This window comes from Jiangella sp. DSM 45060 (genome assembly GCF_900105175.1).
In the GTDB taxonomy this organism is placed as follows: Bacteria; Actinomycetota; Actinomycetes; order Jiangellales; family Jiangellaceae; genus Jiangella.
The window spans coordinates 3684571-3697929 of the sequence record NZ_LT629771.1 but is presented as its reverse complement, the minus strand read 5'-3'; the positions used below and the strand labels follow the sequence as shown (position 1 = coordinate 3697929).

The 13359-nt window shown below is 74.2% G+C and carries 12 protein-coding genes; 11 read left to right on the top strand and 1 reads right to left on the bottom strand.

Annotation, left to right across the window (positions count from 1 at the left end; genetic code table 11):
• The first annotated feature begins 53 nt into the window (after positions 1 to 53).
• The 4 genes from pheS (at position 54) to BLU82_RS16595 (ending at position 5141) form a co-directional block, all read left to right on the top strand.
• On the top strand, positions 54 to 1163 hold the full coding sequence (gene pheS / locus BLU82_RS16610; RefSeq protein WP_092622278.1) for a phenylalanine--tRNA ligase subunit alpha: 1110 nt from the start codon (positions 54 to 56) through the stop codon (positions 1161 to 1163).
• Positions 1163 to 3664, top strand: a complete 2502-nt coding sequence (gene pheT, locus BLU82_RS16605) for a phenylalanine--tRNA ligase subunit beta (protein ID WP_092622277.1) — start codon at positions 1163 to 1165, stop codon at positions 3662 to 3664. The genes pheS and pheT overlap by 1 nt, the downstream gene beginning before the upstream one ends.
• A complete protein-coding gene (locus BLU82_RS16600) occupies positions 3661 to 4482 on the top strand; it encodes an SDR family oxidoreductase (RefSeq protein WP_092622276.1) in 822 nt (273 codons plus the stop codon). The genes pheT and BLU82_RS16600 overlap by 4 nt, the downstream gene beginning before the upstream one ends.
• Positions 4483 to 4574: 92 nt before the next feature.
• Positions 4575 to 5141 carry a Uma2 family endonuclease gene (locus BLU82_RS16595; protein ID WP_092625922.1) on the top strand — a complete coding sequence of 189 codons (567 nt, stop codon included), beginning with the start codon at positions 4575 to 4577 and terminating at the stop codon, positions 5139 to 5141.
• Positions 5142 to 5144: 3 nt separating this feature from the next.
• Here BLU82_RS16595 and BLU82_RS16590 read toward each other — a convergent pair whose 3' ends face one another.
• Positions 5145 to 6086, bottom strand: coding sequence for a phosphotransferase (locus BLU82_RS16590; RefSeq protein WP_092622275.1), 942 nt, complete (start codon positions 6084 to 6086; stop codon positions 5145 to 5147).
• Positions 6087 to 6185: 99 nt separating this feature from the next.
• Here BLU82_RS16590 and argC point away from each other — a divergent pair, with 99 nt between their 5' ends.
• The 7 genes from argC to argH are packed head-to-tail and all read left to right on the top strand — an operon-like array spanning position 6186 to position 13352.
• Complete coding sequence (gene argC, locus BLU82_RS16585; protein ID WP_092622274.1) at positions 6186 to 7226, top strand: N-acetyl-gamma-glutamyl-phosphate reductase; 1041 nt, start codon at positions 6186 to 6188, stop codon at positions 7224 to 7226.
• The gene (gene argJ / locus BLU82_RS16580; protein ID WP_092622273.1) at positions 7223 to 8380 is read left to right on the top strand and encodes a bifunctional glutamate N-acetyltransferase/amino-acid acetyltransferase ArgJ; all 1158 of its coding nucleotides are present in this window, start codon (positions 7223 to 7225) and stop codon (positions 8378 to 8380) included. The genes argC and argJ overlap by 4 nt, the downstream gene beginning before the upstream one ends.
• On the top strand, positions 8377 to 9258 hold the full coding sequence (argB, locus tag BLU82_RS16575) for an acetylglutamate kinase (RefSeq protein WP_092622272.1): 882 nt from the start codon (positions 8377 to 8379) through the stop codon (positions 9256 to 9258). Before argJ ends, argB begins: the two co-directional genes overlap by 4 nt.
• Positions 9255 to 10496: an acetylornithine transaminase gene (locus tag BLU82_RS16570; protein ID WP_092622271.1), complete on the top strand. Its 1242-nt coding sequence runs from the start codon at positions 9255 to 9257 to the stop codon at positions 10494 to 10496. The genes argB and BLU82_RS16570 overlap by 4 nt, the downstream gene beginning before the upstream one ends.
• Positions 10493 to 11425 carry an ornithine carbamoyltransferase gene (gene argF, locus BLU82_RS16565; RefSeq protein WP_092622270.1) on the top strand — a complete coding sequence of 311 codons (933 nt, stop codon included), beginning with the start codon at positions 10493 to 10495 and terminating at the stop codon, positions 11423 to 11425. The genes BLU82_RS16570 and argF overlap by 4 nt, the downstream gene beginning before the upstream one ends.
• Positions 11422 to 11937: an arginine repressor gene (locus BLU82_RS16560; protein WP_092622269.1), complete on the top strand. Its 516-nt coding sequence runs from the start codon at positions 11422 to 11424 to the stop codon at positions 11935 to 11937. The genes argF and BLU82_RS16560 overlap by 4 nt, the downstream gene beginning before the upstream one ends.
• A complete protein-coding gene (gene argH, locus BLU82_RS16555) occupies positions 11934 to 13352 on the top strand; it encodes an argininosuccinate lyase (RefSeq protein ID WP_092622268.1) in 1419 nt (472 codons plus the stop codon). Before BLU82_RS16560 ends, argH begins: the two co-directional genes overlap by 4 nt.
• Positions 13353 to 13359: the final 7 nt, after the last annotated feature.

Genomic DNA, 13359 nt, shown 5'->3' with positions numbered 1-13359 from the left:
GTCAGCCGCGTAGACTCGCGGGGTTGCGAGCCCCGCGTGAGTAGACGAGGAACATGTCCGCGCCCAACAGCGACTACGACCCAGTCCAGGTGACCCCGCTCGACGCCGATCAGGTGGCGGCGATGGTGTCCGACGCCCTCGCCGCGTTCGCCGCCGCCGGCGACCTCGACGCGCTGAAGGAGGCCCGGCTCGCGCACACCGGCGACCGGTCGCCGCTGGCGCTGGCCAACCGCGAGATCGGCGCGCTGCCGCCGCAGGCGCGCAAGGAGGCCGGGCAGCGCGTCGGCACCGCGCGCCGCGACGTCGCGACGGCGCTCGCCGAACGCCAGGCGGTGCTCGAGGCCGAGCGCGACGAACGCGTCCTCGTCGAGGAGGCCGTCGACGTCACGCTGCCGTGGGACCGCGCGCCGCGGGGCGCCCGGCACCCGTTGACGACCATCCAGGAGCGGGTCGGCGACGTCTTCGTCGCCATGGGCTGGGAGGTCGCCGAGGGTCCCGAGGTCGAGGCCGAATGGCTGAACTTCGACGCCCTCAACATCGGCCCCGATCATCCGGCGCGGACCATGCAGGACACCTTCTTCGTCGAGAACGAGGACTCCGGGCTGGTCCTGCGCACGCACACGTCGCCGGTGCAGGCGCGGTCGATGCTCACCCGCACGCCGCCCATCTACGTCATCTGCCCGGGCCGCACGTTCCGCACCGACGAGCTCGACGCCACGCACACGCCGGTGTTCAGTCAGGTCGAAGGGCTGGCCGTCGACGAGGGCCTGACGATGGCGCATCTCAAGGGCACCCTCGACCACTTCGCGTCGTCGATGTTCGGCGACGGCATCACCACCCGGCTGCGCCCGTCGTACTTCCCGTTCACCGAGCCCAGCGCCGAGATGGACCTCCAGTGCTTCGTCTGCCGCGGCGCGTCCGTCGGCGACCCGGAGAATCCGTGCCGCACCTGCGGGTCCGAGGGCTGGATCGAGTGGGGCGGCTGCGGCATGGTCAACCCGCGGGTCCTGGTGGCCTGCGGCATCGACCCCGAGCGGTACACCGGCTTCGCGTTCGGCATGGGCCTCGAGCGCACGCTGATGTTCCGGCACGGCGTCGAGGACATGCACGACATGGTCGAGGGCGACGTCCGGTTCGCCGCGGCCTTCGGGATGGAGATCTGATGCGCGTCCCCCTGAGCTGGCTGCGCGACTACGCGCCGCTGCCCGACGACGTCAGCGCGCGCGACGTCGCGGCCCGGCTGATCCGGGCCGGTCTCGAGGTCGAGACCGTCGACGAAGCCGGCGCCGACATCACCGGCCCGCTGGTCGTCGGCCGCGTGCTCGAGTTCACCGACGAGCCGCAGAAGAACGGCAAGACCATCCGTTGGTGCTCGGTCGACGTCGGCGAGGCCGAGCCGCGCGGCATCGTGTGCGGCGCGCACAACTTCGCTGTGGGCGACCTCGTCGTCGTGTCGCTGCCCGGCGCCGTCCTGCCCGGCGGGTTCGCCATCTCCGCGCGCAAGACGTACGGCCACGTGTCCGACGGCATGATCTGCTCGGTCCGCGAGCTCGGCATCGGCGACGACCACGCCGGCATCCTGGTGCTGGGCGACGGCGAGGCGGAGCCGGGGGCCGACGCCGTCGAGTTGCTGCACCTGCGCGACGACGTCCTCGACATCGCCGTCACGCCCGACCGCGGCTACTGCCTGTCCGTGCGCGGCGTGGCCCGCGAGGCAGCGACGGCGTACGGGGTGCCCTTCACCGACCCCGGCGTGCGCGACGACATCGACACGACGGGCGGCGACGGCTACCCGGTGCGGGTCGAGGACGCCGGGCGCTGCCCGGTGTTCGCCGCCCGCACGGTCACGGGCTTCGACCCCGCCGCGCCGAGCCCGCGGTGGCTGCAGCGACGGGTCCAGCTGGCCGGCATGCGGCCCATCTCGCTGGCCGTCGACATCACCAACTTCGTCATGCTCGAACTGGGCCAGCCGATCCACGGCTACGACCGCGACGCGCTGCGCGGGCCCATCGTCGTGCGTCGCGCGGTGGCGGGGGAGAAGCTGACGACGCTCGACGGCGCCGTCCGCGCGCTCGACCCCGACGACCTGCTCATCACCGACGACTCCGGGCCGATCGGCCTGGCCGGCGTCATGGGCGGCGGGTCCACCGAGCTCAGCTCCGCCACCACCGCCGTCGTGGTCGAGGCGGCGCACTTCGAGGCCACCGGCATCGCTCGCACGGCGCGCCGGCACAAGCTGCCCAGCGAGGCGTCCAAGCGGTTCGAGCGCGGCGTCGACCCCGCCCTGCCCGCGGTGGCGGCGCAGCGGGTGGTCGACCTCCTGGTCTCGCTCGGCGGGGCCACCCAGGAGCCGGGCCTGACGGTGGCGGGCGTGGTTCCGGCGCCGGCGCCGATCGAGATCCCGGCCGGCCTGCCCGCCCGCGTCGTGGGCGTCGACTACCCGGCGGACGAGGTGACGTCGCTGCTCACGGCCGTGGGCGCGGCGGTGGCGCCGGCGGGCGGCCAGCGCATCGCCGTCACCCCGCCGACGTGGCGGCCCGACCTCACCGACCCGTACGACCTCGTCGAGGAGGTGACCCGGCTGCACGGCTACGACGCGGTGCCGTCGGTGCTGCCGGTGGCCCCGGCCGGGCGCGGCATCACGCCGTCGCAGCGGCTGCGTCGCCGGGTCGAGCGGGCCGTCGCCGCGGCCGGCTACGTCGAGGCGCCGTCGTACCCGTTCGTCGGTTCGGCGGACTTCGATGCCCTGGGCTTCCCGGCCGACGATGCCCGCCGGGTCGCGTTGCGGCTGGCCAACCCGATCTCCGAGGAGCAGCCGCTGCTGCGCACGACGCTGCTGCCCGGCCTCCTCGCGACGCTGCGGCGCAACGTCGGGCGCGGTGCCTCCGACGTCGCCGTCTACGAGGCCGGCCTGGTGTTCCGCCCGGCGCCGGGCGCGCTGCCGGTGCCGCCGCGGCTGCCGGTCGACCGCCGGCCCACCGACGCCGAGCTGGACTCGTTGCTCGCGGCGGTCCCGTCGCAGCCGCACCGCGTCGCCGTCGCGCTGGCCGGTGAGCGCGAGCCGGCCGGCTGGTGGGGCGCCGGCCGTCCGGCCACCTGGGCCGACGCAGTCGAGGCCGCGCGGGTCGTCGCCCGGTCCGCCGGCGTGACGCTGCGGGTCGAGAAGGACGAGCACGCACCCTGGCACCCGGGCCGCTGCGCCGCCCTGTACGTCGGCGACACCCTGGTCGGGCACGCCGGCGAGCTGCACCCGCGGGTCGTCTCGGCGCTCGGTCTGCCGCCGCGCACGAGCGCCATGGAGCTCGAGCTGGACCGCTTCTTCCCGGCGGGCCTCGACGGCGTCGCCGACGAGCCGGTGCGCGCCCCGTCCGTCTCGACCTTCCCGGTCGCCACCCAGGACGTCGCCCTGGTCGTCGACCTCGCCGTCCCGGCCGCCGATGTCGAGGACGCGCTGCGCTCCGGCGCCGGCGAGCTGCTCGAGTCGGTGCGGCTGTTCGACGTGTTCACCGGCGCTCAGCTCGGCGACGGCAGGAAGTCGCTGGCCTACGCGCTGCGGTTCCGCGCGCCCGACCGCACGCTCACCGTCGACGAGACCACCGCCGCCCGCGACGCCGCCGTGGCCGCGGCCACGCAGCGGACCGGCGCGGTCCTGCGCGGCACATGAGCGTCGCCGGGGTGCCCGCGGCCCGGACGGCGCTGATCACCGGCGCCAGCCGGGGCATCGGCCGGGCCATCGCGGTCGGGCTGGCCGCGCGCGGGGTGTCGGTGGGCGTGGTCGCCCGCGACCGCAACCGCCTCGACGACGTCGTCGCCGAATGCCGGGCGCAGGGCGCGACGGCGGTCGGCGTCACCGCCGACGTCACCGACCACGACGACGTCGCCGCGGCCGTGTCGGCGCTGGCCGGCGGGCTGGACCGCATCGACCTGCTGGTCAACAACGCCGGCGTCATCGAGGGCGTCGAGCAGCCGTTCCTCGACACCGAGGTCGAGGAGACCTGGCGCGTCGTCGAGGTCAACGTGCGCGGCCCGCTGCTGGTCACCCACGCCGTGCTCCCGGTCATGCTGGCCGGTGGCGGCGGCCGCGTCGTCAACCTCAACAGCGGCCTGGGCTATCGCAGCGCCGAGATCTACACCGGGTACGCCGTCTCGAAGGGCGCGCTGGCCCGGTTCACCGGACTGCTCGACCTGCAGTACCGGTCGCGGGGCGTGCGCGCGTTCGACCTCGCGCCCGGCCACGTCGAGACCGAGATGACGACGGCGATGCCCATGCACGCCGGCCGCACCTCGTGGACGGCGCCATCGGACGTGGTCGACCTCGTCGCCGCCATCGGCGACGGCGTCCTCGACGACCTCGGCGGCCGGTTCTTCCGCGCCGGAACGGACACGCCCGAGTCGCTGCTGGCCCTGCGCGACGAGATCCTCGCGCACGACGCGCGGGCGCTGCGCCTGCCCACCGCCGGGCCCAACGACCCGCTCAGCTAAGTTATCCACAGCCCTGTGGATAGCTATTCGCGCCTTTGGCCTTCGCGCGGCAGCATTGGCGGTCGTGACGAACAGGAGGCACGATGGTGGCCATGACCGTTCCGCGCAGCGACGAGCTGCCGCCGCTCAACCCGGGGCCGATCACCCGGGCCGAGCTGGACGCGATGCCCGATGACGGGCGCCGGCACGAACTTCTCGACGGGATGCTTCTCGTGACCCCGGCGCCCACGGGAATGCATCAGGTCGCGGTGATACGACTTGCGCGGTTGCTCGGCGACAGCTGTCCGCCCGGGTTGGAGGCGATCGTCGCGCCGTTCGATGTGGCGCTGGCCAAGGACACGGTGCTTCAGCCGGATGTGCTGGTGGCGCCATGGGAGGACGTCATCAAGCGCGAGCTGACCGGACCGCCGCTGCTGGCGGTCGAGGTGCTGTCGCCGTCCACGCGACGGTACGACCTGCTGCTCAAGAGGTCCCGCTACGAGGCCGCCGGCACGCCGTCGTACTGGGTGGTCGATCCCGACGAGCCGTCGATCATCGCCTGGGAGCTGCGCGACGGCGCGTACGCCGAGGCCGGCCGGGCCGGCGGCGGCGACGCGCTGGAGCTGACCCTGCCGTACCCCGTCCGCATCATCCCGGCCGAGCTGGTCGCCCCGCGCTGAGACTCACTCCCAGCCGGTGCGCCGGCGCACCCAGGCGAGCGTCGTCGCGTGCTGGGCGAGCTGGAAGGCGCGCATGGTCGGAAGCCCGGGCGGCGGCGGCCGCCGCCCGAAGGCGCCGAAGAACCCGGCGAACCCGGCCAGGACCGCCGTCACCTGCGAGGGGTCGACGCCGGCGAGAAGGGGGTGGGCGTCGAGGTAGGGCTCGGGGTCGTGGCCGTGGTAGGCCGCGTTGAGCATCAGCAGCACGGAGTCGAGCCAGGCCGCGCCGCGGAACGCCCACGGCCAGTCCACGAACCACACCCGCGAACCGGACAGCAGGACGTTGTCGGCCCGCAGGTCGAAGTGGACCAAGGTGTCGCCGTCGACGACGTCGAGCGAGGACTCGGCCAGCGCGGCCAGCCGGTCGAGGTGACGCCGCTCCCACGGGTCGAGGTCGTCCGGCGGGTCGGCCGCCAGCGACCGGTAGCCCAGCATCGGCTCGCGCATCTCGTCGCGGGCCAGCCGCGGTGACGGCACCGGGCACGGCGTCAGCGACCGCGACAGCCCCGTGACCGCGTCGGCCACCAGCCGCAGCTCGTCCGGACGCCAGGGCTCGTGCGGCATGCGGCCGTCGACCTCGTCGAAGACCAGCGCGACCCAGTCGCCGTCGTCGTAGGAGCCACGGAACCGCGGCGCGGGAACGCCGGACGGCAGCGCCGCGGCGACCTCGATCTCGCGCCGGTAGAGCCCAGGCGACTCGGGGTTGAGCGGCATGCCGACCGCCTTGACGAACGCCCGCCCGCCGTCGGCGCAGCGCACGCGCGCGGCCAGCCCGGGGGAGAAGCCGCCGGACTGGTTGTCGGCGGCCACGACCCGCGAGCCGAGCACGTCGTCGATGCCGGCCCGCACGGCGACGGGCAGGGACTCCCAGGTCGCACGGACTCCGGACGCGGTGACGGCGGGCATGCGACCATCCTCGCGAACCCCGGAGACCGGCCGCACCCGAATTTCGGCGTGACGGCCACCACGTTGCATGAATTTGCGGAACTCTGCATAATCATTCGCATGGGAGCGACTGTGGCGATCGCGGGAGCGAGCGGTTACGCGGGCGGCGAGCTGCTGCGCCTGCTGCTCGCGCACCCCGAACTCGGCGTGGGGACGGTGACGGCGCACTCGAAGGCGGGCGACCGTCTCACCGCGCACCACCCGCAGCTGATCGAACTGGCCGACCGCACGCTGGCGCCGACGACGGCCGAGACGCTGGCCGGGCACGACGTCGTGATCCTGGCGCTGCCGCACGGCGCGTCGGCCGAGATCGCGGCGCAGCTGCCCGACGACGTCCTCGTGCTCGACTGCGGCGCCGACCACCGCCTCACCGACGCCGCGGCCTGGCAGCGCTTCTACGGCACCGAGCATGCCGGCAGCTGGCCCTACGGCCTGCCCGAGCTCGTCCACGCCGACGGCCACAAGCAGCGCGACGCGCTCCCGGGCGCGCGGCGCATCGCCGTCCCCGGCTGCAACGTCACCGCCGTCACGCTGGCGCTCGCGCCCGGCCTGGCCACCGGCGTCGTCGCGCCCGACGACATCGTCGCGGTGCTGGCCTGCGGCCCGTCCGGCGCCGGCAAGTCGCTGAAGCCGCACCTGCTGGCCAGCGAGATCCTCGGCGCGGCCACCCCGTACGCCGTCGGCGGCGTGCACCGGCACATCCCGGAGATCCAGCAGAACCTCCAGCTGGCGGCCGGCGCCGACGTGACGCTCTCGTTCACGCCCACGCTGGTCCCGATGAGCCGCGGCATCCTCGCCACGGTGACGGCCAAGCTCACCGGCGACGCGGCCGCCGCGCGCAACGCCTGGGAAGCCGCGTACGCCGACGAGCCGTTCGTGCACCTGCTGCCCGAGGGGCAGTGGCCCACCACCGCCGCCGTTCTCGGCGCCAACACCGCCCACGTGCAGGTGACGGTGGACGAGGCGGCCGGTCGGGTGGTCGCGGTCGCCGCCATCGACAACCTCACCAAGGGCACAGCGGGGGCCGCCGTCCAATCGGCCAACCTCGCGCTCGGGCTGCCGGAGACACTCGGCCTGCCGACGACGGGGGTGGCGCCGTGAGCGTCACCGCGGCGGCCGGATTCCGGGCCGCGGGCGTCGTCGCCGGCCTGAAGCCCAGCGGCAAGCCCGACGTCGCGCTCGTCGTCAACGACGGACCCCAGCACACCGCCGCCGCCGTGTTCACGTCGAACCGGTGCAAGGCCAACCCGGTGCTGTGGAGCGAGCGGACCATCGCCGACGGGAAGCTCTCCGCCGTCGTCCTGAACTCCGGCGGTGCCAACTGCTACAACGGCCCCGAGGGGTTCCAGACGACGCACGCCAGCGCCGAGCTGGTGGCCGAGCTGACCGGCGGCCAGGCCTTCGACGTCGCCGTCTGCTCCACCGGGCTGATCGGACAGCCGCTGGACCGGCCGATCCTGGAGAAGGGCATCCGCGCCGCCCACGCCGAGCTGTCACCCGACGGCGGGCCCGCGGCGGCGACGGCCATCATGACCACCGACACCGTCGCCAAGCAGGCCACGGCGGCGGGCGACGGCTGGGTCGTCGGCGGCATGGCCAAGGGCGCCGGCATGCTGGCGCCCGCGCTGGCCACCATGCTGGTCGTCATCACCACCGACGCCGTCGCCGACGCGGCCACGCTCGACGCCGCGCTGCGGGCGGCCACGAGGACGACGTTCGACCGGCTCGACACCGACGGCTGCATGTCCACCAACGACACCGTCGCGCTGCTGGCCAGCGGCGCGTCCGGGGCCACGCCGTCCGAACAGGACCTCACCGAGGCTGTCCGAGCCGTCTGCGCCGACCTCGCGCAGCAGCTCTGGCACGATGCCGAGGGCGCGCAGCACGACATCGCCATCGAGGTCACCGGCGCCGCGAGCGACGACGACGCCGTCGAGGTCGCCCGCGCCGTCGCCCGCAGCAACCTGTTCAAGGCCGCGGTGTTCGGCAACGACCCGAACTGGGGCCGGGTGCTGGCCGCCGTCGGCACCACGAAGGCGGCGTTCGAGCCGGAGCGCATCGACATCTCGATGAACGGCGTCAAGGTCTGCGTCGCCGGCGGGACGGGTGTCGGCGCGCCGTCGGACGGCGTCGATCTGTCCGGCCGCGGCGTGCACGTGCTGGTCGAGCTGAACGCCGGCCCGGCCGCGGCGACGATCCTGACCAGCGACCTCACGCACGACTACGTGCACGAGAACTCGGCGTACTCGACATGAGCGTGACGACGATGGCCGCGCTGGCCAAGGCCGGTGTGCTGGTCGAGGCGCTGCCCTGGCTGAAGCGGTTCCACGGCAAGATCGTCGTGGTGAAGTACGGCGGCAACGCGATGATCGACGACGACCTCAAGCGGGCCTTCGCCGACGACATCGTCTTCCTCCGGCTGGCCGGGCTGAAGCCGGTGGTTGTGCACGGCGGCGGGCCGCAGATCAGCGCCATGCTGGACCGCCTCGGCATCGAGAGCGAGTTCCGCGGCGGCCTGCGGGTCACCACGCCCGAGGCGATGGACGTCGTCCGCATGGTGCTGGTCGGCCAGGTGAGCCGCGAGATCGTCGGCCTGATGAACGCGCACGGGCCGCTCGCGGTCGGGCTGTCCGGTGAGGACGCGGGCCTGTTCACGGCGGAGCGGCAGTCGGCCATCATCGACGGCAAGCCGGTCGACCTCGGGCTGGTCGGCGACGTCGCCGAGGTGAACGCCGACGCGGTCCGCGACCTCATCGACGCCGGGCGCATCCCGGTCGTGTCGTCGGTCGCGCCCGACGCCGACGGCGTCGTGCACAACGTCAACGCCGACACCGCGGCGGCCGCGCTGGCGGTCGAGCTGGGCGCGGAGAAGCTGGTCGTGCTGACCGACGTGGAAGGGCTGTACCGGAACTATCCGGCCGACACCGAGATCGTGCAGGAGCTCACCGCCGGCGAGCTGACGACGCTGCTGCCGTCGCTGTCGTCCGGCATGATCCCGAAGATGCAGGCGTGCCTGCGCGCGGTGGAGGGCGGGGTGCCGGAGGCGACGATCATCGACGGCCGGGTCCCGAACTCGCTGTTGCTGGAGGTCTTCACCGACGAGGGCGTGGGAACGATGGTGGTGCCGTCATGACGGAGCTGGAGCAGGTGCCCGGGCTGGGCGCGGTCGGCAACAACGACGCCTGGACCGCGCGCTACGGCCAGGCGCTGATGAACACGTTCGGCAGCCCGCAGCGGGTGCTGGTCCGCGGCGAGGGCTGCTACGTGTGGGACGCCGACGGCCGCCGCTACCTCGACCTCCTCGGCGGGCTGGCGGTGAACTCGCTCGGCCACGCGCACCCGCTGCTGGTGTCGGCCGTCACGGCACAGCTCGCGACGCTCGGGCACGTGTCCAACTTCTTCGCCAGCGCGCCGCAGATCGCGCTGGCCGAGCGGCTGCTGGACCTGCTGGGCGCGCCCGCGGGCGCCGGCCGGGTGTTCTTCGCCAACTCCGGCACCGAGGCCAACGAGGCCGCGTTCAAGATCGCCCGGCGGACCGGCCGGCCGAACGTCGTCGCGACCGAGGGCGGGTTCCACGGCCGGACGATGGGCGCGCTGGCGCTGACCGGCAAGCCGGCCATCCGCGAGCCGTTCGAGCCGCTGCCGCCCGGCGTGACGTTCGTGCCGTACGGCGACGCCGAGGCGCTGTCCGCCGCGGTCGACGCCGACACCGCGGCGGTGTTCCTCGAGCCGGTGCAGGGCGAGGGCGGCGTCGTCCCGGCGCCGGCCGGCTACCTGGCGGCGGCCCGCGAGATCACCGAGCGGGCCGGTGCGCTGCTGGTCGTCGACGAGATCCAGACCGGCATCGGCCGCTGCGGCGACTGGTTCGCGCACACCGCCGAGGGCATCGTGCCCGACGTCGTCACCGTCGCGAAGGGCCTCGGCGGCGGCTTCCCGATCGGCGCCTGCATCGGCCTCGGCCGGGCCGCCGACCTGCTCGGGCCCGGCGCGCACGGCACCACGTTCGGCGGCAACCCGGTCGCGGCCGCCGCCGGGCTGGCGGTGCTGCACGCCGTCGAGCGCGACGGCCTGCTCGACAACGCCCGCGCCGTCGGCGCCCACCTGCGTGCCGAGGTGCTGGCGCTGGGCCATCCGCTGGTCCGCGGCGTGCGGGGACGCGGGCTGCTGCTCGGCATCGAGCTGGCGGCCCCGCTCGCCGCCTCGGTCGTCTCGGCCGCGCTCGGCGCGGGGTTCGTCGTCAACGCCGTCACGCCCGATACGATCCGGCTCGCGCCGCCACTGATCCTCGACACCGCGCAGGCCGACGAGTTCCTGGCGGCGCTGCCGGCGGTGCTCGACGCCGTCGGGACCGCACCGAAGGAGACCCGATGACCCGGCACTTCCTCCGCGACGACGACCTGTCGCCGGTCGAGTACCTGCAGGTCCTCGACATGGCGGCCGAGCTCAAGGCGGACCGATTCGCCTACCGGCCGCTGGAGGGCCCGCGCGCCGTCGCGGTGATCTTCGACAAGCACTCCACCCGCACCCGCGTCTCGTTCAGTGTCGGCATCGCCGAACTGGGCGGGTATCCGCTGGTCATCGACGCGCAGACGTCGCAGCTGGGCCGGGGCGAGCCGATCGCCGACACCGCACGCGTGCTGGACCGCCAGTGCGCCGCCATCGTCTGGCGCACGTTCGCGCAGCAGCGCCTCGACGACATGGCCGCGGCGTCCGCCGTCCCCGTCGTCAACGCACTCACCGACGACTACCACCCGTGCCAGCTGCTGGCCGACCTGCAGACCGTCCGCGAGCGCAAGGGCACGCTGGCCGGGCTGACGCTCACCTACGCGGGCGACGGCGCCAACAACATGGCGCACTCGTACCTGCTGGCCGGCGCGCTGGTCGGCATGCACGTGCGGGTCGCGTCGCCGGCCGCGTTCGCCCCGTCGGCGGACGTGCTGGAGCGGGCGGCGTCGATCGCGGCGGCGACCGGTGGCTCGGTCGCGCACGTCACCGACCCCTACGACGGTTTCGCCGGCGCCGACGTGCTGGCCACCGACACCTGGGTGTCGATGGGGCAGGAATCGGAGGCGGACGACCGCGAGGCGCCGTTCGTCCCGTTCGCGCTGACGGCCGGCGCGGTCGCGGCGGCCGGGCCGGACCCCGTCGTGCTGCACTGCCTGCCCGCCTACCGCGGCAAGGAGATCGCCGCCGACGTCATCGACGGCCCGGCCAGCGCCGTGTGGGACGAAGCCGAGAACCGGCTGCACGCACAGAAGGCGCTGCTGACCTGGCTGCTCGCGCAGGAGGCGACGGCATGACGCAGCCGGCGACGCGCGCGGCCCGGCACGGGCGCATCGCGGAGATCCTCGCGCAGACCCCGATCCGGTCGCAGACGGAGCTGGCCGAGCGGCTGGCCGAGAGCGGCATCGAGGTCACGCAGGGGACGCTGTCGCGCGACCTCGACGAGCTGGGCGCGGTGAAGATCCGCAACGCCGACGGCTGGCTGGTGTACGCGTTGCCCGGCGAGGGCGGCGACTCCCGGCCGCTGGCCACGTCCAGGTCCGCCGTCGACGCCCGGCTGGTCCGGGTCTGCGAGGAGATCCTGATCTCGGCGCGGTCGTCGGCCAACCTGGTGGTGCTGCGCACCCCGCCCGGCGCCGCGCAGTACCTGGCGTCCGCGGTCGACCACGCGGCCCGCGCGGAGATCCTGGGCACCATCGCCGGTGACGACACCGTCCTCGTCATCTCGGCCGACCCGGCGGGCGGGGAGCGGGTGGCCGCGTGGTTCCTGGCCCTCGCCGAGGGCACCGTGCCCCCGCCGCCGTCATGAACGATTCCGGAGGATCTGTGAGCAGTGCATTGTGGGGCGGCCGGTTCGAGGGCGGGCCGTCGAACGCGCTGGCCGCGCTGTCGAAATCGACGCACTTCGACTGGCGGCTGGCGCCGTACGACATCGCCGGGTCGAAGGCGCACGCCGCGGTGCTGGAGCGGGCCGGGCTGCTGACCTCGTCCGAGCTGGCCGGGATGCTCGACGGGCTGGACCGGCTGGCCGCCGACGTCGCGTCCGGCGAGTTCGTGCCGGCTCTCGCCGACGAGGACGTGCACACCGCGCTGGAGCGCGGGCTGATCGACCGCGTCGGCCCGGAACTGGGTGGCAAACTGCGCGCCGGGCGGTCGCGCAACGACCAGGTGGCGACGCTGTTCCGGATGTACCTGCGCGAGTCGGCGCGGACGGTGTCCGGGCTCGTGCTGGACCTGGTGGACGCGCTGGTCGGGCAGGCTTCGGCGCACCTGGGGGTGGCGATGCCGGGCCGGACGCACCTGCAGCACGCCCAGCCCGTCCTGCTGTCGCATCACCTGCTGGCGCACGCGTGGCCGCTGCTGCGCGACGTCGACCGGCTGCGCGACTGGGACCGCCGCACCGACTCGTCGCCGTACGGGTCGGGCGCGCTGGCGGGGTCGTCGCTGGGGCTGGACCCCGCGTTCGTCGCCGCGGAGCTGGGCTTCTCGACGTCGGCGGAGAACTCCATCGACGGCACGGCGTCGCGTGACTTCGTCGCCGAGGCCGCGTTCGTGTTCGCTCAGATCGGCGTGGACGTGTCGCGGATCGCCGAGGAGGTCATCCTCTGGGCGACCAAGGAGTTCTCCTTCGTCACCCTCGACGACGCCTGGTCGACCGGGTCGTCGATCATGCCGCAGAAGAAGAACCCGGACATCGCCGAGCTCGCCCGCGGCAAGGCCGGCCGGTTGATCGGCAACCTCGCCGGACTGCTGACGACGTTGAAGGCGCTGCCGCTCGCGTACAACCGTGACCTGCAGGAGGACAAGGAGCCGGTGTTCGACTCCGTCGACACGCTGACCGTGCTGCTGCCCGCGTTCACCGGCATGGTGGCGACGCTGCGGTTCAACGCGGCGCGACTGGAGGAGCTGGCGCCGCAGGGGTTCTCGCTGGCCACCGACGTCGCGGAGTGGCTGGTGCGCGAGGGCGTGCCGTTCCGGTCGGCGCACGAGATCGCGGGGGCGTGTGTCCGTGCCTGCGAGGCCCGGGGGCTCGAGCTGTGGGAGCTGACCGACGCCGACCTGGCCGAGATCTCGCCGTCGTTGACGCCTTCGGTGCGGTCGGTGCTGTCGGTGCCGGGCTCGCTGGCGTCGCGGTCGGCGCGCGGCGGGACGGCCCCGGAGCGGGTGCAGGAGCAGCTCTCCGCCGTCCGGTCCGCCGTCGCGTCGGGGCGGGCCTGGGGCTAGGTTCGGC